At 73.3% G+C, this 23,755-nt stretch carries 27 protein-coding genes; 14 read left to right on the forward strand and 13 right to left on the reverse strand.

What is annotated here, in order from left to right; translation table 11 throughout:
* Positions 1-18: 18 nt before the first annotated feature.
* The 6 genes from FFT09_RS17540 to FFT09_RS17565 form a co-directional block, all read right to left on the reverse strand.
* The gene (locus FFT09_RS17540; RefSeq protein ID WP_138383364.1) at positions 19-1,413 is read right to left on the reverse strand and encodes a PfkB family carbohydrate kinase; all 1,395 of its coding nucleotides are present in this window, start codon (positions 1,411-1,413) and stop codon (positions 19-21) included.
* Entirely contained in the window at positions 1,410-1,973 is a 564-nt protein-coding gene (locus FFT09_RS17545) for a D-sedoheptulose-7-phosphate isomerase (protein ID WP_138383365.1), read from the reverse strand. Before FFT09_RS17545 ends, FFT09_RS17540 begins: the two co-directional genes overlap by 4 nt.
* The gene (locus FFT09_RS17550; protein WP_081194806.1) at positions 1,970-3,046 is read right to left on the reverse strand and encodes a glycosyltransferase family 9 protein; all 1,077 of its coding nucleotides are present in this window, start codon (positions 3,044-3,046) and stop codon (positions 1,970-1,972) included. Before FFT09_RS17550 ends, FFT09_RS17545 begins: the two co-directional genes overlap by 4 nt.
* Positions 3,043-4,557, reverse strand: a complete 1,515-nt coding sequence (locus tag FFT09_RS17555) for an HAD-IIIA family hydrolase (RefSeq protein ID WP_138383366.1) — start codon at positions 4,555-4,557, stop codon at positions 3,043-3,045. The genes FFT09_RS17550 and FFT09_RS17555 overlap by 4 nt, the downstream gene beginning before the upstream one ends.
* Positions 4,554-6,194, reverse strand: coding sequence for a carbamoyltransferase family protein (locus tag FFT09_RS17560; RefSeq protein WP_138383367.1), 1,641 nt, complete (start codon positions 6,192-6,194; stop codon positions 4,554-4,556). The genes FFT09_RS17555 and FFT09_RS17560 overlap by 4 nt, the downstream gene beginning before the upstream one ends.
* Positions 6,195-6,296: 102 nt before the next feature.
* The gene (locus FFT09_RS17565; protein WP_081194812.1) at positions 6,297-7,274 is read right to left on the reverse strand and encodes an NAD-dependent epimerase/dehydratase family protein; all 978 of its coding nucleotides are present in this window, start codon (positions 7,272-7,274) and stop codon (positions 6,297-6,299) included.
* A 58-nt stretch (positions 7,275-7,332) separates the two neighbouring features.
* Here FFT09_RS17565 and FFT09_RS17570 point away from each other — a divergent pair, with 58 nt between their 5' ends.
* The 6 genes from FFT09_RS17570 to FFT09_RS23345 all read left to right on the forward strand — a co-directional run bounded on the left by FFT09_RS17570 (position 7,333) and on the right by FFT09_RS23345 (position 13,536).
* The gene (locus tag FFT09_RS17570) at positions 7,333-8,202 is read left to right on the forward strand and encodes a polysaccharide pyruvyl transferase family protein (protein ID WP_138383368.1); all 870 of its coding nucleotides are present in this window, start codon (positions 7,333-7,335) and stop codon (positions 8,200-8,202) included.
* On the forward strand, positions 8,199-9,029 hold the full coding sequence (locus tag FFT09_RS17575) for a glycosyltransferase family 2 protein (protein ID WP_138383369.1): 831 nt from the start codon (positions 8,199-8,201) through the stop codon (positions 9,027-9,029). Before FFT09_RS17570 ends, FFT09_RS17575 begins: the two co-directional genes overlap by 4 nt.
* Positions 9,026-9,916 (forward strand): glycosyltransferase family 2 protein, encoded by an 891-nt coding sequence (locus tag FFT09_RS17580; RefSeq protein WP_138383370.1) that lies wholly within the window; start codon positions 9,026-9,028, stop codon positions 9,914-9,916. Before FFT09_RS17575 ends, FFT09_RS17580 begins: the two co-directional genes overlap by 4 nt.
* Before the next feature lie 75 nt (positions 9,917-9,991).
* Positions 9,992-12,529 carry an ATP-dependent Clp protease ATP-binding subunit gene (locus FFT09_RS17585; protein WP_138383371.1) on the forward strand — a complete coding sequence of 846 codons (2,538 nt, stop codon included), beginning with the start codon at positions 9,992-9,994 and terminating at the stop codon, positions 12,527-12,529.
* Positions 12,530-12,679: 150 nt separating this feature from the next.
* Positions 12,680-13,315 carry a DUF2975 domain-containing protein gene (locus FFT09_RS17590; protein WP_138383372.1) on the forward strand — a complete coding sequence of 212 codons (636 nt, stop codon included), beginning with the start codon at positions 12,680-12,682 and terminating at the stop codon, positions 13,313-13,315.
* Entirely contained in the window at positions 13,312-13,536 is a 225-nt protein-coding gene (locus FFT09_RS23345) for a helix-turn-helix domain-containing protein (RefSeq protein ID WP_024876011.1), read from the forward strand. The genes FFT09_RS17590 and FFT09_RS23345 overlap by 4 nt, the downstream gene beginning before the upstream one ends.
* 30 nt (positions 13,537-13,566) lie before the next feature.
* On the opposite strand, the gene FFT09_RS17600 is transcribed toward FFT09_RS23345, so the two are convergent.
* From FFT09_RS17600 to FFT09_RS17615, 4 genes are all read right to left on the reverse strand, one after another.
* Positions 13,567-14,790 carry a glycosyltransferase gene (locus FFT09_RS17600; RefSeq protein ID WP_024876010.1) on the reverse strand — a complete coding sequence of 408 codons (1,224 nt, stop codon included), beginning with the start codon at positions 14,788-14,790 and terminating at the stop codon, positions 13,567-13,569.
* A gap of 19 nt (positions 14,791-14,809) precedes the next feature.
* On the reverse strand, positions 14,810-15,754 hold the full coding sequence (locus FFT09_RS17605) for a glycosyltransferase (protein WP_138383373.1): 945 nt from the start codon (positions 15,752-15,754) through the stop codon (positions 14,810-14,812).
* 95 nt (positions 15,755-15,849) lie between these two features.
* Positions 15,850-16,284, reverse strand: a complete 435-nt coding sequence (locus FFT09_RS17610; protein WP_138383374.1) for a DUF4383 domain-containing protein — start codon at positions 16,282-16,284, stop codon at positions 15,850-15,852.
* 33 nt (positions 16,285-16,317) lie between these two features.
* Positions 16,318-16,764 carry an ATP-binding protein gene (locus FFT09_RS17615; RefSeq protein WP_081194830.1) on the reverse strand — a complete coding sequence of 149 codons (447 nt, stop codon included), beginning with the start codon at positions 16,762-16,764 and terminating at the stop codon, positions 16,318-16,320.
* A 190-nt stretch (positions 16,765-16,954) separates the two neighbouring features.
* Here FFT09_RS17615 and FFT09_RS17620 point away from each other — a divergent pair, with 190 nt between their 5' ends.
* Genes FFT09_RS17620 through FFT09_RS17640 form a run of 5 tightly spaced genes read left to right on the forward strand, consistent with a single transcriptional unit; the run spans position 16,955 to position 18,751 of the window.
* Positions 16,955-17,362, forward strand: coding sequence for a phage holin family protein (locus tag FFT09_RS17620; RefSeq protein ID WP_024876006.1), 408 nt, complete (start codon positions 16,955-16,957; stop codon positions 17,360-17,362).
* Positions 17,359-17,619 carry a DUF3618 domain-containing protein gene (locus FFT09_RS17625; RefSeq protein ID WP_081194832.1) on the forward strand — a complete coding sequence of 87 codons (261 nt, stop codon included), beginning with the start codon at positions 17,359-17,361 and terminating at the stop codon, positions 17,617-17,619. Before FFT09_RS17620 ends, FFT09_RS17625 begins: the two co-directional genes overlap by 4 nt.
* Before the next feature lie 23 nt (positions 17,620-17,642).
* A complete protein-coding gene (locus FFT09_RS17630) occupies positions 17,643-17,906 on the forward strand; it encodes a DUF4235 domain-containing protein (protein WP_024876004.1) in 264 nt (87 codons plus the stop codon).
* Between the two features lie 22 nt (positions 17,907-17,928).
* Positions 17,929-18,558, forward strand: a complete 630-nt coding sequence (locus FFT09_RS17635) for a HemK2/MTQ2 family protein methyltransferase (RefSeq protein WP_244231404.1) — start codon at positions 17,929-17,931, stop codon at positions 18,556-18,558.
* Positions 18,530-18,751, forward strand: a complete 222-nt coding sequence (locus FFT09_RS17640; RefSeq protein ID WP_081194834.1) for a CDGSH iron-sulfur domain-containing protein — start codon at positions 18,530-18,532, stop codon at positions 18,749-18,751. The genes FFT09_RS17635 and FFT09_RS17640 overlap by 29 nt, the downstream gene beginning before the upstream one ends.
* A gap of 42 nt (positions 18,752-18,793) precedes the next feature.
* Here FFT09_RS17640 and FFT09_RS17645 read toward each other — a convergent pair whose 3' ends face one another.
* From FFT09_RS17645 to FFT09_RS17655, 3 genes are all read right to left on the reverse strand, one after another.
* A complete protein-coding gene (locus FFT09_RS17645; RefSeq protein ID WP_244231405.1) occupies positions 18,794-19,825 on the reverse strand; it encodes an iron-containing redox enzyme family protein in 1,032 nt (343 codons plus the stop codon).
* Positions 19,826-19,882: 57 nt separating this feature from the next.
* Positions 19,883-20,482, reverse strand: a complete 600-nt coding sequence (locus FFT09_RS17650) for a hypothetical protein (RefSeq protein ID WP_244231406.1) — start codon at positions 20,480-20,482, stop codon at positions 19,883-19,885.
* Positions 20,483-20,644: 162 nt separating this feature from the next.
* The gene (locus FFT09_RS17655; protein ID WP_138383376.1) at positions 20,645-21,517 is read right to left on the reverse strand and encodes an alpha/beta fold hydrolase; all 873 of its coding nucleotides are present in this window, start codon (positions 21,515-21,517) and stop codon (positions 20,645-20,647) included.
* A gap of 67 nt (positions 21,518-21,584) precedes the next feature.
* Between FFT09_RS17655 and FFT09_RS17660 the strand changes: the two genes are divergently transcribed.
* The 3 genes from FFT09_RS17660 to FFT09_RS17670 all read left to right on the forward strand — a co-directional run bounded on the left by FFT09_RS17660 (position 21,585) and on the right by FFT09_RS17670 (position 23,750).
* Positions 21,585-22,919 carry an aminotransferase-like domain-containing protein gene (locus tag FFT09_RS17660; RefSeq protein WP_138383377.1) on the forward strand — a complete coding sequence of 445 codons (1,335 nt, stop codon included), beginning with the start codon at positions 21,585-21,587 and terminating at the stop codon, positions 22,917-22,919.
* A 55-nt stretch (positions 22,920-22,974) separates the two neighbouring features.
* Positions 22,975-23,289, forward strand: a complete 315-nt coding sequence (locus FFT09_RS17665) for a DUF2795 domain-containing protein (protein WP_024875997.1) — start codon at positions 22,975-22,977, stop codon at positions 23,287-23,289.
* A 68-nt stretch (positions 23,290-23,357) separates the two neighbouring features.
* Positions 23,358-23,750, forward strand: coding sequence for a hypothetical protein (locus FFT09_RS17670; protein ID WP_138383378.1), 393 nt, complete (start codon positions 23,358-23,360; stop codon positions 23,748-23,750).
* The last annotated feature ends 5 nt before the right edge of the window (positions 23,751-23,755 follow it).

Genomic DNA, 23,755 nt, shown 5'->3' on the forward strand with positions numbered 1-23,755 from the left:
TCGTCGTGCGTTCACGGGTCAGCCACCGGCTCGGAGCAACCGGGTCGTGGAGTAGCCCTCGACCGTCGGCAGGAGCACCACCTCACCGCCGTGGCGCCGGACGACCGCGGACTCCGGTAGCGGGGCACCGTCGTAGTCGCCGCCCTTGACCCAGACGTCGGGCCGCAGCCGGTCCAGCAGCGCCGACGGCGCGGGCTCGTCGAATACCACGACGGCGTCCACGGAGGACAGTTCCGCCAGCAGCCGGGCACGGTCGGCGGCGGTGACGACGGGGCGGCCCTCGCCCTTGCGGCGGCGCACGGACTCGTCGGAGTTGAGGCAGACGATCAGGGCGTCGCCCAGCGCCCGCGCCTGCCGCAGCAGGCTCACGTGCCCGGCGTGGAGCAGGTCGAAGCAGCCGCCGGTGGCCACCACCCGCCCGCCCCGGCCGCGCACCCGTCGCGACAGCGCCAGTGCGGCCCGTTCGGACACCGCCCCGTCGCCGGGTGGGTTGCCGGACGCGGGGGCGGTGACCGCACCGCGTACCGAGAGCGCGGCGGCACCGCCCACGCCGACGAATCGCGACGCCGCCTCCACGGCGGAGGCCACCGCGTCGGTGACGTCGGTGCCGTCGGCGAGTGCGGCCGTGGCGGCCCCGGCGAACCGGTCGCCCGCTCCGCAGGTGTCGAGCTTCTCGCCGGTGAGGGTCGCGCCGTCGGGCACCGGCACCGTGACCGGGTCGACGCCCTCGGGGCCCGCGAGCACCGCGCCCCGCGCGCCGAGGGTCACCGCGGCGGCGTGGCAGCGCCACCGGGCCCGGAGTCCGGTGGCGGCGGCACCCGGACCCGGCGCGCCGCCCACCAGTGCCAGCGCCTCGCTCTCGTTCGGCGTCGCGAGGGTGACGCCCGGGACGGGCGCGCAACCCCGGGGGTGCGGGTCCCAGACCACCGGCACCGTGCCGGTGAGCGTGGCCAGCAGCCCCCGCAGTTCGGGATGCGCCGTGATCCCCCGGCCGTAGTCGGACACCAGCACGGCGCGGGCGCCGCCGAGGGCCGCCCGCGCCCGCGCGGGCAGCGGTGCGCCGCCTGCCCTGCCGCCACCGGCGTCGAGCCGCACCACCGACTGGCCGGACGCCCGGACGCGGGTCTTGCTCACGGTCTCGCCCTCCAGCGGCAGTGCGATCACCTCGACCTCGCGGGCCAGCAGCGACGACAACCGGTGTCCGGTCCGGTCGTCGCCCAGCGCGGTCACGAACAGCACCTCGCCCGCGCTGCGGGCCGCGAGCAGGATCGCCGCCAGCCCGGCGCCACCGGGCCGTACCCACTCGCCCTCGACGTCGACCACCGGCACGGGTGCCTCGGGGCACAGCCGGCTCGCGCCGCCCTCGACGTCCACGTCGAGCAGCGCGTCCCCGACCACGACGAGTGGCTTCACGCGGCCACCCCCAGGGTGTGGTCGAGCTGCGCGCAGAGGGCGTGGACGACGGCGAGGTGTATCTCCTGCACGGTGGCGACGTGCTCGGCGGCGACGGCGACGGCGTCGTCGCACAGCGCCGTGAGGGGGTTCGGGCCCGGCCCGGTCAGGGCCCAGGTGCGCAGCCCGTGCTCGTGGGCCACCTTGGCCGCCGCCACCACGTTCTGGCTCCGGCCGCTGGTGGACAGCGCGAGCAGCACGTCGCCCTCCCGCCCGTGGGCGCGGACCTGCCGCGCGTACAACTCGTGCTCGCCGTAGTCGTTGGCGATGGCCGTGGCCGCCGAGGTGTCCGCGTGCAGCGCGATGGCCGACAGCGGCTGCCGGTCGTGCCGGAACCGGCCTACGAGTTCGCCCGTGAGGTGCTGTGCCTCGGCCGCGCTGCCCCCGTTGCCGCAGGCCAGCAACCGGCCGCCGCCGGCCAGCACTCCGGCGAGGTGGCTGCCCCATGCCTCGATCGTCGGCGCCGCCGTGTGCATGCGGCGCAGAGCGGAAGACAGCGCGCGGAAATGTTGCTCGATCACGACACACCTCCGAAGGACTGCGCGCCACGGCCTGCCGTGAGCGCGTCGACGGCCCGCACCACGTCCGCCGGGTCGACAGCCAGACACGGATGGCCCGGAACGGGGCACGACCGTGCCCTCGTGTCCCGGCAGGGGGCCTGCTGATCGCCCAGCACCACCCTGGCCACGCCGTAGGGCGCCCACCGTGACTGCGGCACCACGGGCGCGAACAGGGAGACCACCGGGGTGCCGACGGCCGCGGCGAGATGCGCGGGCCCCGTGTTCGGGGCCACGACGACGTCGGCCGCGGCGAGCACGGCGGCGAGCTGCGGCAACGAGGTCGCGCCGCCGAGGTCGACGATCCCGGCCGCGTCCTCGGCGCCCTCGGCGGCGCGTGCGGTGGCCTCGGCGGTGACCCACCCGGTGAGGTGCCGCTCGTCAGGTGAGCCGGTGACCACCACCCGGTGCCCCGCCTCGGCGAGGGCCGCCACGGCGGCGGCGGTGCGCTGGCGTTCGGGCTGCCGCGCCGGAACGGACGCGGCGGGGTGGACGACCACGAACGGCGCCGCTCCCACCGTGCCGGGCACGCCGGGCAGTGGGCGGCGCACGGCGAGCGTCCCGTCGTCGCCGTCGGGCAGTGCGAACCCGGCGGCGCGGGCCAGCGACAGCGCCCGTTCCGGCTCGGGCACGTCGCCGTCCACCCGGTGACGCAGGTCGAGCAGCGAGCCGGGGTAGTCCTCGCTGATCGCGCCGAGCCACGGCACTCCGGCCAGCCGCAACACGAGCGCCAGCGGCAGCGGTGACTGGTGGAACGACGTGAACACCAGTGCCGTGTCGACGCGCAGGTCCCGGACCTGCTTGACCAGCGAGCCCACCGACTCCTCGGTGACCTCGCCGGGCTCGGGGTCGATCCACGGGGCGCACCACTCGACCACATCGTCCACGCCGGGCAACAGGTCCGCGCCCGCTTGCCCCCGGGGACCGGCGAGCAGGGTGACGTGGTCGGCACCGGCGGCGACCGCCCGGATGGCGGGCCCGGCGAGCAGCACGTCCCCGATGTTGTCGAGGCGGGCCACCAGTACCCGGCCCGTCATGCCAGCTCCAGTGCTACCCGTGCCGCCGTGGACAGGTCGGGCACGACGGTGGCGTAGCGGCGCGCGAGCGCGACCTCGGAGGGCAGCGTCCGCGCGGTCGGGACCAGGACGGCGCGGGCCCCCGCCGTCAGCGCCGCCTCCACATCGGAGCCGATGTCGCCCACGACCACACACCGCCGCACGTCCACGCCCAGTTCCTCCGCCGCCCGCCGCACCAGCGCGGGGCGTGGTTTGCGGCAGGGGCAGTCCTCGTCGGGGCCGTGCGGGCACACCTGCCAGGTCTGGAACGGCCCGAGCAACTCGTCGATCCGGCAGGTCACGGCCCGCAGCTGCGCGGCGGTGATGTGGCCACGCGCGAGTCCGGACTGGTTGGTCACCACCCCGAGCGGCACCCCGGCCGCGCGCAGCAGGGCCAGTGCGTCGGCCGCACCGGGCATGGGCCGGACCTTCTCCGGGTCCGCCAGGTAGGGGACGTCCTCGATCAGCGTGTCGTCGCGGTCGAACAGCACGGCACGGCCCCGCCGCACGCGCCGTTCGCCTGCCAGCCGGTGCGCGCACGCGACCGGGGGAATCAACGCGCTCGTGGCGGCCATTCTGCCGATCTCGCCGGGGGTGCGGGGGCCCGCGGCGATGCGGCGCAGGGCGAACTCGGCCGTGAGCCCGGTCCAGAGACCGCCGGCCAGCGCTGCCGCCCTCGGGAGCCCGGCCGTGCCGAACCCGAGCGCGCAGGCCCCCGCCAGCGTCGTAAGCGCGTGCCTCCCGAGCCTGCCCTCGCCCTCACCCGCCGCGTCCCGCCAGCCCCGGCCGTGTTTGGCCCGCATCAGCGCGTTGTCCGCGTTCCCGCGCTGCCGGCGCACGCTGGCGAGCGGGCCGCCGTACTTCGGCGGGTGGGTCGTGACGCGGCTTCCCTCCACGATGCGCCAGCCCGCGCGCCGAACCCGCAGCGCGAGATCGGCGTCCTCCCGGTAGGCCCGGGGGAAGCGCTCGTCGAAGCCGCCCACCTCGACGAGTGCCTGCCTGCGGTAGGCCATGTCGGCGGTGATCCACCGCGCCCCGGTCAGCGCGAGCGTGTCCCGCTCGTCGTCGGTCGGGCGCCGCCCGTCGGGCAGCGGTACCACGATCCGCGCCACCGACGCGGCGATCTCCGTGCCGAGCGCGCCGAGGTCGTCGGCGAGCCGGGCCCGCCAGTCCTCACCGGGCAGCACGTCGTCGTCGAGGAACGCCACCCAGTCCGCCGTCGCGGCACGCCAGCCGACGTTGCGGGCGGCGGCGGGGCCGCGCCCGCCCGACGCGAGCAGCCGGACGGGCAGGTCGCACTCCGGCACCGGCAGGGGCCGGTCTCCGCGCTCGGGCCGGTCGTCGACCACGAGCACCTCCGAGGGCGCGGGGCCCCGCCCGAGGGCGAGCCCCCGCAGCAGCGGCGTCAGCGTGGCGCGTCCCGCCGTCGGTACGACGACGGCGTAGTCCGGTGCGGGGTCGCGGCGCGCGTTCGGTGTGCGCACTGTGCTCATGCCGGGCCTCCACCGCGAGACACGGCGAACGGGCCGAGTGCGAGCAGGTCCACCGGTGCGGAGCCGAAGCATTCCAGCGCGTCGCGTGGATCGTCCACCATCGGCCTGCCCGCGGTGTTGAGGCTGGTGTTGACCACGGTGGGCAGTCCGGTGCGGCGCTCGAACTCGGTGAGCATGCGCGCCAGCAGCGGTTCCTCCTCCGACTCGACCGTCTGGACGCGCGCTGTACCGTCCACATGGGTCACTGCCGGAATACGCTCCCGCCACTGTGGAGCGACGTCGTGGACGAACAGCATGTACGGGCTGGGTAACGGCCCCCGCGTGAACAGCTCGGCCGCGCGGTCGGCGAGCACCATCGGCGCCACCGGCCGGAACTGCTCCCGGCCCTTGACGTCGTTGAGGCGGTCCAGGTTGGCGGCCCTGCCCGGGTGGGCCAGCAGCGAGCGACGGCCCAGCGCGCGGGGACCGAACTCGGCCCGCCCCTGGAACCAGGCCACGATCCGGTCGTCGGCCAGCGCCCGCGCCACCGTCGCGGCGATGTCGGCGGGACGTTCGTAGGGCAGCCGGGCCCTGCGCAGCCAGTCCTCCAGCTCGGCGTCGTCGAACCCGCGCCCGAGGTCGGCGCCGGGCATGGGTTCGACCGCCTCGCCGAAGTCGGCAGCCAGCGCCAGTGCCGCGCCCAGCGCCGTCCCGGCGTCGCCGGCGGCGGGCTGGACCCACACGCGCTCGAACGGGCTCTCGTCGTGCAGGCGCGTGTTGGCGACGCAGTTCAGCGCCGTGCCTCCGGCGAGGGCGAGATCCGGGTGCCCGGTGCGCTCGTGCAGCCAGCGGGCGAGGTCCAGCAGCACCTCCTCGGTGACCCGCTGCACGCTCGCGGCCAGGTCGGCGTGCTCGGGCAGGAGCTCGGCGTGCTCGCCACGCGCCGGGGCGAAGTGCTCCCACGGCACAGCGGCGGTGCGGAACCCGCCGTCACCCGTGGCGAACACCAGCTCGCGCAGCTCGCTGACGAAGCGCGGGCTGCCGTAGGAGGCCAGCGCCATCACCTTGTACTCGTCGCTGGAACGCCGGAACCCGAGGTGTGCCGTGGCGGCCTCGTAGGTGAGGCCCAGTGAGTGCGGCAGCCGTTGGTGGGCCAGCTCGACGAGCTTGCCGTCCCGGTACTCGCCCAGTAGGGCCGACTCCGCCTCGCCCCGGCCGTCGGAGGTCAGCACGGCGCAGTCACCGAAGGGCGCGGCCAGTGCCGCCGACGCGGCGTGTGCCACGTGGTGCCGCACGAACCGGACCACCGACGGGTCCAGTCCCGGCAGTGCGGTGCGCAGGAACGCCGGGGCGCGGCGCGCGTAGAGCGTGCGCAGCTTCTCCCAGCCGCCCGAGTCCACGCCGTCCAGCGTGTCGTCCACCAGCGCCGGGTCGTAGGAGTACGCCACGGCGTCGAGTTCGGAGGGCTCCAGCCCGGCCTGCCGCAAACACCACGCCGCCGCCTGCTCCGGCAGCTCCCAGGTCGCGAACGGCACGGGCGCCTTGCCGTGCTTGCGGCGGGTGAACCGCTCCTCCTCGGCCGCGGCCACGATCCGGCCGTCCACGACGACAGCGGCGGCGGGATCGTGGAAGACGGCGTTGACTCCGAGTATCCGCACTCGTTCGACCTCCCGGATCAGCGGACGAGCCGCTTCGCGACCCGCATTGAGTCGCTACCCGGCGAAGCGACGCATAAACGAGTGGGGCCGCGCCCGGGGTGATCACGTCCGGGGCGTCAGCGGCGAGCCCGCGCGTGTGGCGAACCAGGCGACCGTGCGGTGCAGGCCCTCGCGTGGCGGCACCTCCGGCTGCCAGCCCAGCGCCGTGCGGGCGAGCGTGATGTCGGGGCAACGCCGCTGCGGATCGTCCACGGCCCCCGGCACGGTGGTCACCGCCGAGGTGGTGCCGGTGAGGTCGCGGATCTGCTCGGCCACGTGCCGCACCGTCATCTCGTGTGGGTTGCCGAGGTTCACCGGCCCCGTCAGGTCACTGCGCCAGAGCGCGAGCAGTCCCGACACGGTGTCGTCGACGTAGCACACCGAGCGGGTCTGCTCGCCCGTTCCCGCCACCGTCAGGGGGCGCCCACGCAGTGCCTGGGTGATGAAGTTCGGGATCATCCGGCCGTCGTCGGCGCGCATGCGGGGACCGTAGGTGTTGAAGACCCGGGCGATCGCCACGTCCGTTCCGTACTCCCGGTGGTAGGCCATGACCAGCGCCTCGGCGTAGCGCTTGGCCTCGTCGTAGACGCTGCGCGGGCCGATCGGGTTGACGTTGCCCCAGTAGGTCTCCCGTTGCGGATGCTCCACCGGGTCGCCGTACACCTCGCTCGTCGACGACAGCACCAGCCGCGCGCCGTGGCGGGTGGCCAGCTCCAGTGCGTGCTCCGTGCCGCGCGCCCCGACTCGCAGGGTCGCCAGCGGCAGCCGCTGGTAGTCCTTCGGCGAGGCGGGGGAGGCGAGGTGCAGGACGTCCGACGGCGGGTCGAACGGCGGCCACTTCTCGGGCGGCAGGGTGATGTCACAGCACACGACGTCGAAGCGATCGCTGCCGCGCAGTGCCGCCACGTTGTCCGCGCTTCCGGTGAGCAGACTGTCCACACAGGTCACCCGGTGTCCGCTGTGCAGAAGTCGCTCGCACACATGGGATCCGACGAACCCCGCGCCGCCGATCACCACCACGTGCTCACCCCGGACGGCCATGCGTTTGGTTACCCTCGGGTGCCGGTGTGAAACGCTGTGACGCGGGTATGAGCCCGGCATGCGCGTGCTGGTGACGGGGTGGCCGAGTTTCCTTCGCGGTGAGGCGACCGCGGGTGACGTGCTGAGTATGCGCCGGGTCGCCGACGCGCTCGACGGCGCGGGCATCGCGGTGGACACGGCGTGGAGCCCGTCGCTGCGCCCGGGCGGGCTGCACCTGGAGGACGCGGACCCCGGCGCGTACACGCACGTGGTCTTCGCGTGCGGTCCCGCGCACGGCGAGCAGGTGGAGTGGCTGCACCGGCGGTACCCGGCCTGCCGCCGCATCGCGGTGGGGGTGTCGGTGCTCGACCCACGCTGCCCGGCCGCCGCGGGCTTCCACCGCATCCTGGCCAGGGACGGACTCGGCGAGCCCCAGCCCGACCTGTCGTACGCCGCGCACACCGACCGGGTTCCGGTGGCGGCGCTCATGCTCGCCCCCGGGCAGTACGAGTACGGCGGTCGCCGCAGACACGAGCAGGTACACAAGATCCTGCTGAACTGGGCCACCGGCCTGGACTGCGCGCGGGTCGACCTCGACACCCGGCTCGACACGGCGGACTGGCGGCACTGCGCGAGTCCCGACCAGTTCGCCTCGCTGCTGGCCCGCTTCGACGTCGTGGTGACCACGCGCATGCACGGGCTCGTGCTCGCCCTGCGCGCCGGAGTCCCCGCCGTGGCCGTCGATCCGGTGGCGGGCGGGGGAAAGGTGACCGCGCAGGCACACGCGCTCGGCTGGCCCGCCGTCATCCCGGCCGAGGAGACGCGCCCGGAATCGCTCGACCGGTGGTGGCGCTGGTGCCTGTCCGGCACCGACGCGCATCCGGTGGCCACGCCTCCCGGCGGGCGGGGCACGCTCATCGCGGAACTGCTGGGGGAGGTGCTGCGGTGAGGACGACCGTGGTGATCGCGACAAGGGACCGCGCTGACGACCTCGCCCGCACGCTCACTCACCTGCGGGCGCTACGGCCCGCGCCGCCCGTCATCGTGGTGGACAACGGTTCCGCCGACGACACGGCGAGCCGCGTGCGCGACGGCTTCCCCGGGGTGCGGTTGATCCGCCTGCCGGAGAACGTGGGCATGGCCGCGCGCAACCTCGGTGTCGAGGCGGCCGACACCCCCTACATCGCCTTCAACGACGACGACTCCTGGTGGGCTCAGGGCGCGCTGCCGCAGGCGGAGGTGCTGTTCGACGCCTATCCCCGGCTGGGCCTGCTCGCGGCCACGACTCTCGTGGGCCCGCAGGAGCGCCGCGACCCGGTCTGCGCGCTGATGGCGGACAGCCCGCTCGGCACCGCACCCGACCTGCCGGGGCCGAGGGTGCTGGGCTTCCTCGCGTGCTCGGCCGTCGTGCGGCGCAGCGCGTTCCTCGACGCGGGTGGCTTTCACCCGCTGCTGTACTTCGGCGCCGAGGAACGACTGCTGTCCTACGACCTCGCCGCGCGCGGGTGGGAACTGTGTTACGTGGATCGAGTCCGGGCCCACCACCACCCGTCGGCGATCCGGCCTTCGGCGTCGTGGCGGCGGCGGATCGAGCGCCGCAACAACGCGCTCATCACGTGGATGCGGCGGCCACTGGGCGACTGCCTGCGCGCCTCGGGCGGCCTGCTGCGCGATCCGCTCGCGGCGGCGGGTGCGGTGCGCAGGCTCCCGAGGGCCCTGTCGTCGCGCCGCCCGCTGCCCCGGGACGTCGAGCGGCGCATCCGGGAGCTGGCATGAGCCGAGTCAGCGTCGTGATGATCACGTACAACCGCCGTGACGAGGCGCTGCGCACGCTCGACGCGATGACCTCGCTGCCCGACGCGGCCCCGATCGTCGTGGCGGACAACGCCTCCACCGACGGCACAGCCGAGGCGGTCGCGGCGCTGTTCCCGCACGTGTCCCTGCTGCGCTGCGACCGCAACCTCGGCGCGCTCGCGCGCAACCTCGCGGTCCGCCAGATCCACACCCCGTACGTCGCGTTCTGCGACGACGACACCCGCTGGCAGCCCGGTGCGCTGACGCGGGCCGTGGACGTCCTCGACGCGCATCCGGGGCTGGCGTCGGTGACCGGCCGCTGCCTCGTGGAACCCGACCTGGTGGAGGACCCGATCACCCCGGAGCTGCGCGACTCGCCGGTGCGCGGGCCCGACTGGCTGCCCGGTCCCGCGCTGCTCGGCGTGCTGGCGGCGCTGACGACGTTCCGCCTCGACGCCTTCCGCCAGGTGGGCGGCTTCTCCTCCCGGCTGTGGCTCGGTGGAGAGGAGGAGCTACTGGCTCTCGACCTCGCCGCGCACGGCTGGTGGATGTGCTGGGACCCCGACATCGTGATCCACCACGCGCCCTCGCCCCTGCGTGAGCCCACCCGGCGCAGGCAGCTCGGCATCCGTAACACGCTGTGGACGCTGTGGCTGCGCAGACCCGTGTCCTCGGCCGCCCGCCGGACGCGCGACGTGCTGCGCTCGGCGCCGAGGGACGCCGCCACGGTTCGAGCCGTCGCCGAGGCGGTACGGGGACTGCCGTGGGTGCTGGCGGAGCGGCGCGTGGTGCCCGCCGACGTCGAGGAGGGGCTGCGGGCACTGGAGCACTCGCAGCGGCACTCGACCGCCCGCCGGTACGTGGGGTGACGGGGTTGACCGCGCCGCCGCCCGGGTAGCCGTGCGGGCAGGCAGAACACACCGTCATCGCGAGGGAGTGTCTCGATGAGCGGCTTCTTCGGAGCAGACTCCGGCCCGAGCCCGTTCGACTCGCTGCTGGCCCAGTTCTTCGGCAACGACATGCCGGGGCGGCGCCCGCACGCGGTCGGTATCACGCGACTGATGAGCGAGCAGGCGCTCGCGCTGGTGTCGGCCGCCGTGCGGCAGGTGGGCGAGTGGGGGCACTCGGAGCTGGACTCCACCCACCTGCTCTGGGCCGCGACGCGGGTACCGGGAAGCCGCGAGCTGATCCAGCGCTCCGGTGCCGATCCCGACGCGCTCGCCGAGCGCGTGGAACGGGAGGCCGCGGGCCACCGCCAGGAACGGCAGAGCACCCCGGTGCTCACACCCGGAGCCAAACGCACGCTGCTCGACGCGCACCAGATCTCCCGAGGGCTGCGGTCCTCCTACATCGGCCCCGAGCACGTGCTGCTGGCGCTGGTGGCGAACCCGGACTCCCGCGCCGGGCTGATGCTGGCCGAGGCCGGGATCACGCCGGAAGCGATGCAGCGCGCGCTGTCGGGACCGACCGGCCCGCCCAGCCCGTCCCGTGACGGTGGGCAGCCGCAGCCGCAGGAGAGCGAGACGCCCACACTCGACGCCTACGGCCGCGACCTCACCGCGATGGCGCGCGACGGCGAGATCGACCCGGTGGTGGGCCGCGACGACGAGATCGAGCAGACGATCGAGGTGCTGTCGCGGCGCACCAAGAACAACCCCGTGCTCATCGGTGAGGCGGGGGTGGGCAAGACCGCGATCGTCGAGGGACTCGCCCAGCGCGTGGTGGACGCGCAGGTGCCCGAGCCGATGATCGAGCGCAGGGTGGTGCAGCTCGACATCGCGGCCATGGTGGCGGGCACGCGCTACCGGGGCGACTTCGAGGAGCGGATGAAGAAGCTGCTCGACGAACTGCGCCGCAACCAGGGCAGGCTCGTGGTGTTCATCGACGAGCTGCACACCGTGGTCGGCGCGGGAGCATCGGAGGGTTCGATGGGGGCTGGCAACATGCTCAAGCCCGCGCTGGCGCGGGGCGAGTTGCACATCGTGGGTGCCACGACGCTGGACGAGTACCGCGAGAACATCGAGAACGATCCCGCGTTCGAGCGCCGGTTCCAGCCGATTCTCGTGCCCGAGCCCAACGTCGAGGACACGGTCGCGATCCTGCACGGGCTGCGGGACCAGTACGAGGCCCACCACCAGGTGCGCTTCACCGACGAGGCGCTCACCGCGGCGGCGACGCTGTCCGACCGCTACATCACCGACCGGTACCTGCCGGACAAGGCCATCGACCTCATCGACCAGGCGGGCGCGCGGGTGCGGATGCGGTCCGGCCGCTGGCCCGAACGGCTGCGTGATCTGGAAGCCCGCCTCGAACAGCTGTGCCGCGACCGGGACCAGGCCGTGAGCGAGGAACACTACGAGCGGGCGTCGGCGCTGCGCGACGAGATCCACGACCTGCGCAGCCGCATCGACGAACAGCGTGCCGACCACCGGCCCGCCGAAGCGCCCGACGTCGGGCCCACGGACATCGCCGAGGTCGTGTCGCGCAGCACCGGCATCCCGGTGGCGCAGCTGACGCAGGAGGAACGGGAGCGGCTGCTGAACCTGGAGCAGCACCTGCACGGCCGGGTGGTCGGGCAGGACGAGGCGGTCGCCGCCGTGGCGGAGGCCGTGCGCAGGGCCAGGGCGGGGCTCGCCGAACCCGACCGGCCGTCGGGCAGCTTCCTGTTCCTCGGCCCCACCGGCGTCGGCAAGACCGAGCTGGCGAGAGCACTGGCCGAGGCGCTGTTCGGCAGCGAGGACAGCATGGTGCGGCTCGACATGTCGGAGTACGGCGAGCGCCACACCGTCAGCAGGCTCGTCGGCGCCCCGCCCGGCTACGTCGGCTACGAGGAGGCGGGTCAGCTGACCGAGGCCGTGCGCAGGAGGCCCTACTCGGTGGTGCTGCTCGACGAGATCGAGAAGGCGCACCCCGACGTGTTCAACATGCTCTTGCAGGTGCTCGACGACGGGCGGCTCACCGACGGTCGCGGCCGCACGGTGAACTTCACCAACACCGTGCTGATCATGACGAGCAACGTGGGTTCGGAGCTGGTGTTGAGCGGCACACAGGGTGCGCTGGGGTTCGCGCCCCGGGACGAGGACGAGACCGAGGCGCCGCTGCGCGAACGGCTGATGCGGCGGCTGCGGGACGTGTTCCGTCCCGAGTTCCTCAACCGCATCGACGAGATCATCGTGTTCCGCAAGCTCTCGGCCGAGCAGCTGCGGCAGGTGACCGAGCTACTGCTGGAGGAGACCCGGCGCAAGGCCCACGCGCAGGGCGTGGCCGTGGAGGTCACACCGGACGCCGTGTGGTGGTTGTCGGAAGCGGGTTACCAGCCGGAGTACGGCGCCCGGCCGCTGCGCCGCACCATCCAGCGCGAGGTGGACAACGTGCTCTCCCGCATGCTGCTCCAGGGCGACGCGGGCACGGGCGACCGCGTCACCGTGACCGTCCGCGACGGCCGGCTGGCGCTCGACGTCGCGGCACCCGTCGGCTCCTGAGGGGCGCCGCGAAGGCCACCCTCACTGCGCGAGACGCAGTCAAGGTGGCCTTCGCTGCACCACCGTCCGGTAGGGACGAAGCGCTCTTGACCCCCGTGGTCGACCTGTTTATCGTTTGTCGATATTAACGACAGTCGATAAGGGGAAGTGATGGAGGGGGAGCGTGGCCTGCTCGAACCGGTGGCCACCTGGGTGCGGGTGCTCCTGGCGCTGGTGGGCACGCTTGTCGGGATCGGTGTGATCGCGATGGTCTTCGGGTCGGGGTCCGTGTTCGGGATCGGTGCCTCCGAAGTCTGCGTGGAGACGGCGAACGGCCACGTGCCGGTGCCGCAGTCCGGGCACAACGTGGCGACCGGTGTCGAGGACGGGGTGCGGTCCTGGCCCTCGGCCGTGGGGATGTGCGCGCAATCGCCGACGACAGGGCAGCGGCTGCTCGGTGTCCTGTCGCAGGCGCCCACGTTCGCGGTGTTCGTCGGCACGTTGTTGCTCGCGATCCGGTTGCTCCGGGGAGCGTCCCGGGACGGCATCTTCACCCTGCGAGTGGCCGGGCGATTGCGAACCCTCGGCTGGTTCGTCCTCGTCGGCGAGGCCGTGGCGACGTTCGTCGAGGCCCTGGCGAGCAACTGGCTGACCGGCACGATGATGGTGGACCGGCACGACCTGTTCTCGATCAACGAATGGGACGTGCCGGTGATGGCACTGCTCGCCGGTGCGGGCCTTGTCTCGATGGCGCGGATCATGCGAGCAGGCGCCACGATGCGCGAAGACCTCGAGGGAACGGTGTGACCGAGGAGCCACACACCATCGAGGTGCATCTCGACACGGTTCTCGCGGCCCGGGACATGACGCTGACCGAGCTGTCGCACCGGGTCGGTGTGTCCATCGTGAACCTGTCGAACCTGAAGACCGGCAAGGTGCGAGCCATTCGGTTCAGCACGCTCACCAGGCTCTGCGAGGTGCTGGACTGTCAGCCCGGCGACCTGCTCACCTACCGGTCACAGCGCTGAGCACCGCCCGGACGACGCCGCGCGCCACGGTCACACCTCGTTCGCGGCGATTCCCTCCGCGCTCGCCACGGGGGCGGGCACCGTGCGCTCGTAGACGCGGGTGGTGTCGGACGCGATGCGGTCCCAGGAGTACCGGCAGCGTGCCCGGTCGGCACCGGCGATGCCGTAGGCGTCGCGCAGCGCGGCATCGGAGAGCAGCCGCCGCACGGCCGCCGCCACCGCGTCGGGGCGGCGCGGCGGCACGTGAACACCCGTGACGCCGTCCACGACCGTGTCGGTCAGCCCGCCGACCGCGCTCGCCACCACGGGAACGCCGCACGCCATCGCTTCCAGCGGGACGATGCCGAAGGGTTCGTACCACGGGGTACACACGACGACGTCGGCCGAGCGCAGCAGCGACGGCATGTCGCCGCGGGGGAGCTGTCCCACCAGCCGCACCCGGTCCTGCACGCCCAGTTCGGCGGCGTAGCCGCGCAGCCGTCGCGCCTCCGGGTCCCCGGCCAGCCTGCCGTTGTCGGGTCCTCCCGCGATGACCAGTTCCACCTCCGGCAGCGTGCGCAGGGCGGCGATGGCCACGTCGAAACCCTTGCGCGGCACCAGCCTGCCCACCGCCACGATGCGGTAGCGGTGATCGCGGGTGTTGCGGGGGCCCGCCGTCGTGAAGCGGGACAGATCCACCCCGCACGGCACCACCGAGATCCTGGACCGGGGCAGCCCGAGCCGTACCAGTTCGAAGACCTCGTCGGAGCACGTCGCCGCCACCCGGGCCGCGTTGCGCCCGATGAGCCGTTCGAGCCCGATCCGCTCGGCCGGGCTGGTGTCCAGCGCTCCCTGGTGTCGCCGCTTGACCACGCCGAGCGCGTGGAACGTCTGCACCACGGGAACCCCCACCGCCCGCGCGGCCATGAGGGAGGCCAGACCCGACATCCAGAAGTGCGCGTGGACGACGTCCGGCGGGTCCTGCTCCCAGCGCTGCCGCAGGAACCGGGTGAACTCGCCCAGGTGGGGCAGCAGCTCGTCCCTCGGTACGTACCGTGCGGGCCCCGCGGGCACGGGGACGACGCGGTACCCCCCGGGCATGGCGATCTGGGCCGGCGCGTCGGCACTGTCTCGCCGCGTGTACACCGTCACGTCGTGACCCGCTCTGACCAGTCCCGAGGAGAGTTCGGCGACGTGGACGTTCTGGCCGCCTGCGTCGATCTCGCCCAGCGCCGCCAGCGGGCTGGCGTGCTCGGACACCATCGAGATCTTCATACACTGCCTCCCGGGAGAATCACGGCGAAAGCGATCCGAGCAGGGCGTCCCAGCGGCGCAGGAACTCTTCCAATCCGAAGTGCGCGAGCGCGTGTTCCCGCGCCGCCTTCCCGGCCCGCTGGGCCAGGGCGGGATCGGAGCGGAAGGTGCGGATCGCGTCGGTGAGCCGGTCGACGTCGGTCGATACCACCCCGGCGTCCGGAGGCACCGCGGTCGCGGCCTCGGTCGAGGCGACCGCCACGACCGGCATGCCGAGCTGCATGGCCTCCAGCAGCGACAGGCCCAGGGAGGTCCAGCGCGCGGTGTGGACGTACACGCGCCTGCGGGCCAGCTCGGTGTGCAGCTGTGCGTTCGGCAGGTCGCCGACCGGGTGCACACCGTCCAGCGCGATCTCGCCGACACCGATGCCGTAGAGGTCCACCGGAGCAGCTCGGGCGAAGGCGGGCAGCAGGTCGGCGCCCACGATCCTGCCCCGGCGGCGCGGTTCGTTGACGAGCACGGCCACGCGGTCCAGCTCGCCGGTGTAGTGGTGGCCCGGGTCGGGGATGCCGTGGTCGATGACGACCGTGTCCGCGATGCCGCTGTCCCACATCAGGTCGTTGTAGTGGGTGACATGCACGATCGGGATCGCGTCCTGGTCCGCGAGCGGATGGCGGGTGGTGGCGGCGTGACCGCGTGGAGTGTTGTGCTCGACGAACACGGCGGGCACCTCGGTGCCGGGGCGCCTGCCCAGCCACCGGTGGGCGAGGTCGATCTCCTCGGGCCGCTGGAGCACCACCGCGTCGAGGTCGGCCTCCCGCAGCTGGGCCGGCGTCACCTCCCGCGCACGGCTCGGCCACGGCCGCCCGCACCGGCCGCGGCCCCACTCGCCACCACCGTCTACAATGGGCAGAAGATACTCGTGCCCGCCCTGGACGAAAGCGGTCGTCCACGAGCCGTGGACATGCCACACGAGCAGTCTCATATCTCCGAATTGCCCGGGGCCACAATGGGTTAAACCGGGGGTAGCGCGGCCGGTCGGCAGTGCCGGGCAACGGGTTTACCGCCCCGCGTCGATGGTCACGTGGCCGGGTCGGTGGCCGGGCTACCCCGCAGTGGGGCCACGCAGACGAACAACCCCAGCAGGGCCGTCACCGCGTACAGCCACACGTTGCCCGGCCGCATGTTGGCCAGGTTGCCCAGCGGGGAGAGCGTGACCGCCAGCACGCTGTAGGCGAAGACTCCGGTGAAGCCGAAGAAGCCCAGCCAGCCGAAGGCGCGCACCGTGGCCTCGCTCCGGGTCGCCGCCAGCCCGAGCACGCCCACGCCGGTGTGACCGATGTTGAGCAGCGCACTGGTCCCGAACAGCCAGACGGACCGGGACACGTCGGCGCCCATGCCGGTGCCGCCGACGGCGAAGCCGACGATTCCCAGCGCCAGATACCACAGGCCGAGCACGAGGACCACGGCTCGCAGGGTGGCCGCGCTGGGATGCGGCAGGACCGGGATGCGCATCTGACAGCCTCCACCGCGGCGGCACTCCACCCGCTATCTGGTGGGGTGACGGGCGACCTGCTTGGCGAAGTCGATGTGGACGATGCGGTCGACGTCCCGGCGCGGGTCGAGCTCGTGCCGCCACGCCGACAGCGAGTCCGTCACGGTGTCGAGCACCCGCCAGCTCCACTGGCTCGGCACACCCGCGGGCCCGGTGGGGGACACCGTCGAGGACACCTCCACCCGCAACTTCCCGAAGGCCACCGAAAGCCGGCACGTCAGCAGCGCCCCCGGGACGGAGGCGCGGACCAGGCTCGCGCAGGCCTCGTCGACGGCGAGAACGATGTCGGTCACTTCGTCGGGCGGAAACCCCTCGCGCTCCGCCACGCCCTGGGCGAGCATGCGCACGAGGACGAGCTGCCGGGCATCGGCGGGAACGCGGAGTTCCACCGGACCCCGGCATCCCGGCCCGAGCCAGTCCGCCAGTTCACGTCTGTTCATGATGCGGCAGGAGTACCCCGCGTCGGGCTGTCCACACTCACCCGGGTGCAGCGTGACGTCGCTGTGCGAGGCCGGAGCGGCGCGACCGGGTGAGGTTTGTGCCCGGCCCGTGCGGGGCACACGGTGACCACCCGTCCACCCGGCCACTGGGGCGCCACCGCCGCGTGAGCGCGACGAATGGAGGGAAACCGTGGTGTACGAAGACCAGCGGGACGGGCAGCGCTCGGTGGCGCAGCTCGTCAACGACCTTTCGGCGCAGGTGAGCAGGCTCGTCCGGGACGAGATGATGCTCGCGCGGGCAGAGCTGCAGGCCAAGGGCAAGCGGTTCGGCATGGGCGCGGGTATGGCCGGAGCGGGTGGCGTCATCGCCCTGTACGGCCTGGCGGTCCTCATCACGGCGGCGGTACTCGCGCTGGCCCTGGTCCTGCCGGCCTGGGCCGCGGCGCTCGTGGTCGGTGGCGCGCTGATGCTGCTGGCCGGGCTGCTCGCCCTGGTCGGACGGCAGCAGATCCGCAAGGGGGCACCGCCGATGCCGAGGGAAGCGGTGGAGAGCGTGCGCAGGGACATCGACACGGTGAAGGAGACGATGCGCCGATGAGCACGCCGGACGACGAGTTCCCGCGGACGGTCGAGCAGGCGCGCACCGACATCGAACTGACCAGGCGGGAGCTGGGGGACACGGTGCGCGAACTCACGCACCGGCTCAACGTCGGCGAGCGGGCGAAGGAGCAGTGGCAGGACAGTTCGCGATCGGCGATGCGGGTCCTGCGGGCGAATCCGGTGGCCGTCGCCGCGAGCGGGGCCGTGCTGGCCCTGGCTGTGGGCGGCCTGTTGACGTGGAGGCTGAAACGGTGACGCAGCAGCACGGGTCCAAGGCGATGAAGGGGTTGTACCGCCCGCTGAGCCTGGCGGTCAGCGTGGGCGGCGGCCTGCTGGCCAGCGCCGCGTTCCGGCAGGTGTGGCGACGGGCCACGGGCGACACGCAGGCGCCCAAGGCCACCGATCGCACGTTCAAGACATGGCAGGTCGTGGTGGCCGCCGCGGCCCAGGGCGCCATCATGGGCGCGGTGCGGGCCGCCGTGGACCGGGCCGGTGCGGCGAGCTACGAGAAGGCCACCGGTGCCTGGCCGGGCAAGGAGTAGGTTCCTGCTCCACCCGCCCGGGGTGTACCGGCCGCAGGACGACACGGCCCTGCTGACGGAAGCACTGGCCGAGGTCACCGTGCCGCCCGGAGCGCGGGTGCTGGATGTGGGCACCGGTACCGGTGCGCTGGCACTGACGGCCGCGCGGGCGGGTGCCGGGGAGGTCACCGCCGCCGACGTGTCCCGCCGGGCGCTCGCGACCGCGTGGGTCAACGCGCGGGTGCGGCGCCTGCCCGTGCGGCTGTGCCGGGCCGACGTGGCGACGAGCCCGCCGCGAGGACCGTTCGATCTGGTGCTGGCGAACCCGCCGTACGTTCCGTGGCCGGGCGGTACGCGGCCGTCGCATCGCTGGGACGGCGGCGACGACGGGCGGGCCGTGCTCGATCCGCTGTGCGGGGTGCTGCCCGCGCTGTTGTCGGGGCGGGGGTGCCTGCTGCTGGTGCAGTCCGCGCTGTCGGGGGTGGACCGGACCGTGACGGCCTTGGCCGAGGCGGAACTCAAGACCGCCGTCGTGGCACGCAGGCGGGTTCCGTTCGGGCCGGTGCTGCGCGGCCGCGCGCCGTATCTCGAACGGCGGGGCCTGATCGCGAGGGGAGAGCGTGAGGAGGAGTTGGTGGTGATCCGTGCCGACCGGACGCGACGAGGCGGCTGACGGCCGGGGGCGGGAACCCCGGCGGGTCACGGTGGTGCCGGGCGGACCGGTACTGGTCGAGGGCCCCGTGGAGCTGTGCCTCGACGACGGCACCACCGTCGTCTCCGACCGCTTCCAGGTCGCCGTGTGCGCGTGCCGCCGCAGCAGGACCTACCCGTTCTGCGACACCAGCCACCGCCGCAAGCGCCGCTGAGGTGCGCCGGTCCGGCGCACACCGGCACCGGCGCTGGGCCGTCTACGCCGTCACCGGGAGGCGCAGTGCGCTGGAGCCTTCGCGCCAGTGGCGCAGGGTGTGGGCGGCGAGGTGGCCTTCGAGCAGCTCGGTGGCCTGGATTCCGAACACGACGTCGGCGGCCAGTTCCGGTTCGCGCGCCAGCAGGTCGCCGATCACCTCGCGGCGCATGACCTGTTCGTGTACCGCGTCGGCCTCGACGTGCTCGGTGAAGAAGAACCGGCACGCCTCCGGTGCGCCGAGGCGGTCGAGCGCCAGCACCATGCGGTGCGCGCTGGGCGCGGTGCTGATCTCGGCCGCCGCGAAGTGGCCCACCAGCGCTGCCCGGAGGCCGCGGTGCAGCCCGAACAACGACATCAGGTTCACCGTGGCGAACGCCTCCGGCGGAACGTGCTCGACGTAGCCGAGATAGCCGGTGCGCAGCCCCGCCGCCGCCAGCAGGTCGGCGTAGAGCTGCGAGTGCATCCGCTCGCCCCGGCCGCCGCCGAACTCGTCGAACTCCACCGCCACCAGCGCCGCCTTCGCCTGCCCGCGCAACCGCGGGATGACCCAGGCGTGCGGGTCGGCCTCCTTGAGGTGGTAGATCGACCGCATCGCCAGGTACTCGCGAACCTGCGGCCAGCTTCCCCGGTCGCGCAGCCAGTGCGTCAGGCCGTCGCCGTTCACGGGCTCGACCAGCAGCTCGTCGAGGGCCTCGGTCACGTCGGCGGCCACGCCGTGCCCGGGCACGTCCGCCCGTAGCGCCGCGAGAAACCGTTGTTCCAGGGCGTTGCGGAGCCGCAGCAGTTCGGGATGCCACTCCCAGGCGGCGTCGACGTCGACGAACCCGCGGTAGTGCAGCTCGTAGCACACCTGCAACGCCACTTGCAGGTCGTCACCGTAGGGCTTCGGCCTGCCGATGTCGGTCGGCAGCCGGGCACGCGGGCCGGGCCGTTCCCGCAACGCCGTGATCACCGCCGCGGACAGCGGGCCGCGCGCCAGCGGCAGTGCGGCCACCGGCGCGGGCGACGGGTCCGGCACTCGTGGGGTGCTCACTGTGGTACTCACACCACCGGGCTACCCGAGCCCCCGTGGGCGTACACGAGGTGCGGATCACCAGCAGAAGGGGTTCCACCAGGGGCAGCCGTCGTCGTCCTCGTCGTCGTCATCATCGTCGGGCGGGGTGGTGGTCGTGGTGTTCGCGGTCGACGACGTCGGTGGCTCGGGATCACCCGGATCGCTCGGCTGGCTGGGCTCGCTCGGCTCGGACGGGTCGGACGGCTCCTCCGGAACGGTGCTGTCCTCGTCGGTCCGCTCGTCCTCCCCACCGCCGGAGTCCTCGCCGTCGTCCTCCTCGCGGCCGTCGTCGCCGGTCGTGTCGCCACCGCCGTCGGGGTCGGGTGTGGTCGTGGTCCCGGTGTCGACCGTGGAGTCGGTGACCACCGCGCTGCTGTCGGTGTCGCTGGTCCGGTGGGATGCGGTCGGGATCGCGCTGGTGGGTTCGAGCGAGAGGCGGTCGGGATCGACGATCACCACGGTGCCGTCGTAGTCGTCGGCGCGCTCGCTGCCCTCACCAGGAGCCAGCGCGACCACGACCGCCGCGACGAGGCAACCCACGACGACGGCACCCATGACCGCGAGCAGGCGCAGCCGTGACCGTGGCCCGGGAGGAACGCGGTCGTTCCAGTCGTCGTCGGCGGAAAGCCGTCTCACCGACACATCGTTGTCCAGGTTGTCCACGCGCTAGCCTTCCGGACCGGGTATCAGCCGAGCGGAGCTGTCTCACCGTAGATCATTACGCTCCGCCACCACGGTGAGGCATTGTCCCGGAACGCGCACTCGCTGTGGCAGAATCACCCGATTTCGATCCGCCGTTCACCGTGAGCGATGTCGGGTGTCACAGGGCGTGTCCGTCGGCTGGTTCCGTCCACAGTGGTATTGCGAGTGGGCGTGCTCGCGGAGAAACGCGACGAGCCGGTCGTCGAAGCCGACCTCGTTCTCCAGGTTCGGCAGGTGCCCCACACCGTCGAGCACGGCCAGCGTGGCGGCGGGGATGCGCTCGGCCAGCAGTTCGGCCTCCGGCACCGGCGTCAGCACGTCGTCGGTCCCGACCACGACCAGGGTGGGCACGGCGATGCGGCCGAGCAGGTCGACGTGGTCGTCGCGCTGCGCACGGCCCCGCAGTGCCGCCGCCGCGCCCTCGGGTGAGGTGTGGCGCATCATGCGCCACACGTGTTTCACCGTCGAGGGCAACGCGCGGGCGCTGTCCTCGGCGAGCAGCCGTGCTCCCAGCGCCGCCGCGTGCCCGTCGATCCCGTCCTGTGGCAGCGCGTCGGCCAGCGCGAGCCGCTGGGCCCGCACCTCGGGGGAGTCGGCGCGGGCCGAGGTCGCCGCCAGCACCAGCCCGTCGAGCCGGTCACCGAGGTGCCGGTAGCACTCCAGCGCCAGCTGTCCGCCCATCGACAGTCCACCGAGGACGAACCGGTCGAGACCGAGGTGATCGATTAGCGCGGTGAGGTCCAGAACGTGGCGCTCGAACGTCGTGACCGGGACCGGCGGGGTGAGCGGGCTGGCGCCGTAGCCCCGCAGGTCGGGTGTGACGACGCGGTAGCCCTCGCGGACGAGCCGCTGGATCTGGGGCCGCCACATCGTGCGGTCGAACGGGTGGCCGTGGAGGAGAACGACGGGAGGTCCGTCGCCGTCGTCGGCATAGCCGAGGGTGACACCGGGGAGGGCGATCGAGGGCATACCGCGACGCTATTCACGGAGCCAGCTCAGAGCAATAGAAACATTGTGCTCGGTGCAATAATGCGGTATGCGTGACTACCGCTCCATCGCCGACGGCATCGCCGACGACATCGCGGCCGGGCGTCTGCGGCCCGGTGACCGCCTGCCCACCCAGCGCCGTTTCGCGAGAACCCACCGCATCGCGGCGTCCACGGCCGCGCGCGTCTACCGCGACCTGACCAGGCGAGGGCTCGTCGTCGGCGAGGTCGGCCGTGGCACGTACGTGCGGGCGGCACCCGTGCGCCCTGATCCCGCACTCGCCGAACCCGCGGCGGCCACGACCGTGGACCTGGAACTCAACACGGTCCTGCCGCCGGGCTCGCCCGCCTCGCTCGACGCGCTGCGGCCCGGACTGGACGGCCTGCTGCGTCCCGACGTCCTCGCCGCCGCGCTGCGCTCGCGCAGTGTCACCGGAACGCCCGAGGCCCGCGCGGCGGCGGTGCCGTTGCTGTCGCGCGCGAACTGGTCGCCGTCGCCCGGCGACCTGGCGTTCGCGGGCAACGGTCGCCAGGCGATCGCGGCGGCCGTGTCCGCGCTGCTGGGCGTCGGCGGCAGGCTCGGAGTCGAGTCGTTCACCTACCCGGTGATGAAGGGCATCGCCGCCCGGCTCGGGATCACGCTCGTGCCGCTGCCGGTGGACGAGCAGGGCCTCGTTCCCGGTGCCGTCGCCGACGCGGGTGTGGACGCGCTCTACGTCCAGCCCACGCTGCACAACCCGCTGGGCGTCACCATGCCGGTGAACCGCCGGGAGGAACTCGCGGACGTGCTGCGGCGGCACGAGCTGTACGCCGTCGAGGACGCGGTCTACACCTTCCTGCGCGACGACGCGCCGCTGGCGGCCTACGCTCCCGACCGGACCGTGCTGGTGGACAGCCTGTCCAAGCGGTTCCTGCCCGAGCTCACAGTGGGGTTCGTGGTCGCACCGCCCGCCGTGGCCGGGCGGGTCGCCGCCGCGCTGCGCTCCGGTGCGTGGGCGGCGAGCGGCTTCGCGCTGGCCGCGGCGACCCGGTGGATCGAGGACGGCACGGTGTCCTCGGTGCAGGAAAGCAAGCGGGCGGACGCGGCCGCGCGGACAAGCATCATCCGAACTGGACTGTCCGGTTTCACCGTGCGATCCGACGACCGCTCCTACCACTGCTGGTGGGAACTCCCCTCCCCGTGGCGGGCCGACACCTTTCTCGCCGCCGCCGCGCGGCGGGGGATCGCGGTGAGCCCCGCGGGAGCCTTCGCGGTCGGCGCGGCCCACACCCCTTCCGCGGTGCGGCTCGCCCTCGCGGGACCCGATCTTTCCACTGTGGAACACGCCGTCACCGTGCTCGCCGATCTGGCGCGGCGCGACCCCGAGTCGGAGGGCGTCGAATGATCGACTCGTTTCACCCGTGCGGTGGGTGGGTAGCCGCGCCGTGGAGGTGAGCACGATGGCAACGACCGTCGAACGACTGCACTCGGCGCTGTCCGGGGCGGACTTTCCCGCGCAGCGGGACGATCTCGTGCGCAGTGCGGAGAACGCGAACGCGGACGCGGACACGATCAAGGAACTCCGGGGCATCCCGCCCGAGAGCTACGGCAGCCTCGCCGACGTCGAGCGCGCGGTGTCGTTCGCGTCCCCGGAGAGCGACCACGAGCGGGCGAAGCGCCGGGGCAGGCACACCAAACCGGGGCTGGCCGAGCAGGAGAAGGACGTGCCCGAGCACCCGATCGTCGAGGAGCTCGGCGAGAACCGGGGAAGCTGACTCGTTTGTGCGGCCGGGCGGCGGGTAGCTCCTACAGCGCGAGAGTCGGACGAGAGAACAAGGCGATCATGGAGCTTCCCGCTAACGGCGACCTGGACGACTCCCCGGCCCGGCTGGCCGCGCTGGCCGAGGACGCCGTCAGGGCACTCGCCCTGCGCACCTCCGGTCCGGTGGACGGCGACGTCCTCGCCAGCCCCGGCGAGATGTACGAGGTACTGGGGTCGATGAAGCTGCTGGTCGACCATCTCGCGCGCTGCGTGCCCGAGCTGGCGACCTGGCTCGAACAGTGTCTGTGGTGCGGCCGGGTCGGCGGTCGTGATCCCGAGGTGTACGGGGCCACGGCTGAGTCGATCTTCGAGGTCACCTCGGCACTCGCGCGGGCTCACCGGCTGGGAGTCGGCCTGAGCCGGGAGTTGCAGGCCGCGCAGGCGGCCAGCACGGACCTGGTCGTCAGCGAGTGAGGCGG

The sequence above is a fragment of the Saccharomonospora piscinae genome (assembly GCF_005862235.1).
Classification (GTDB): Bacteria; Actinomycetota; Actinomycetes; order Mycobacteriales; family Pseudonocardiaceae; genus Saccharomonospora; species Saccharomonospora piscinae.

What these genes read in the sequence shown, in the direction of transcription:
- FFT09_RS17550 (WP_081194806.1), bottom strand. Translation starts at nt 3,046, where the DNA reads ATGACGGGCCGGGTACTGGTGGCCCGCCTCGACAACATCGGGGACGTG.
- FFT09_RS17555 (WP_138383366.1), bottom strand. Translation starts at nt 4,557, where the DNA reads ATGAGCACAGTGCGCACACCGAACGCGCGCCGCGACCCCGCACCGGAC.
- FFT09_RS17565 (WP_081194812.1), bottom strand. Translation starts at nt 7,274, where the DNA reads ATGGCCGTCCGGGGTGAGCACGTGGTGGTGATCGGCGGCGCGGGGTTC.
- FFT09_RS17570 (WP_138383368.1), top strand. Translation starts at nt 7,333, where the DNA reads ATGCGCGTGCTGGTGACGGGGTGGCCGAGTTTCCTTCGCGGTGAGGCG.
- FFT09_RS17580 (WP_138383370.1), top strand. Translation starts at nt 9,026, where the DNA reads ATGAGCCGAGTCAGCGTCGTGATGATCACGTACAACCGCCGTGACGAG.
- FFT09_RS17585 (WP_138383371.1), top strand. Translation starts at nt 9,992, where the DNA reads ATGAGCGGCTTCTTCGGAGCAGACTCCGGCCCGAGCCCGTTCGACTCG.
- FFT09_RS17590 (WP_138383372.1), top strand. Translation starts at nt 12,680, where the DNA reads ATGGAGGGGGAGCGTGGCCTGCTCGAACCGGTGGCCACCTGGGTGCGG.
- FFT09_RS17600 (WP_024876010.1), bottom strand. Translation starts at nt 14,790, where the DNA reads ATGAAGATCTCGATGGTGTCCGAGCACGCCAGCCCGCTGGCGGCGCTG.
- FFT09_RS17605 (WP_138383373.1), bottom strand. Translation starts at nt 15,754, where the DNA reads ATGAGACTGCTCGTGTGGCATGTCCACGGCTCGTGGACGACCGCTTTC.
- FFT09_RS17610 (WP_138383374.1), bottom strand. Translation starts at nt 16,284, where the DNA reads ATGCGCATCCCGGTCCTGCCGCATCCCAGCGCGGCCACCCTGCGAGCC.
- FFT09_RS17615 (WP_081194830.1), bottom strand. Translation starts at nt 16,764, where the DNA reads ATGAACAGACGTGAACTGGCGGACTGGCTCGGGCCGGGATGCCGGGGT.
- FFT09_RS17625 (WP_081194832.1), top strand. Translation starts at nt 17,359, where the DNA reads ATGAGCACGCCGGACGACGAGTTCCCGCGGACGGTCGAGCAGGCGCGC.
- FFT09_RS17630 (WP_024876004.1), top strand. Translation starts at nt 17,643, where the DNA reads ATGAAGGGGTTGTACCGCCCGCTGAGCCTGGCGGTCAGCGTGGGCGGC.
- FFT09_RS17655 (WP_138383376.1), bottom strand. Translation starts at nt 21,517, where the DNA reads ATGCCCTCGATCGCCCTCCCCGGTGTCACCCTCGGCTATGCCGACGAC.
- FFT09_RS17660 (WP_138383377.1), top strand. Translation starts at nt 21,585, where the DNA reads ATGCGTGACTACCGCTCCATCGCCGACGGCATCGCCGACGACATCGCG.
- FFT09_RS17665 (WP_024875997.1), top strand. Translation starts at nt 22,975, where the DNA reads ATGGCAACGACCGTCGAACGACTGCACTCGGCGCTGTCCGGGGCGGAC.
- FFT09_RS17670 (WP_138383378.1), top strand. Translation starts at nt 23,358, where the DNA reads ATGGAGCTTCCCGCTAACGGCGACCTGGACGACTCCCCGGCCCGGCTG.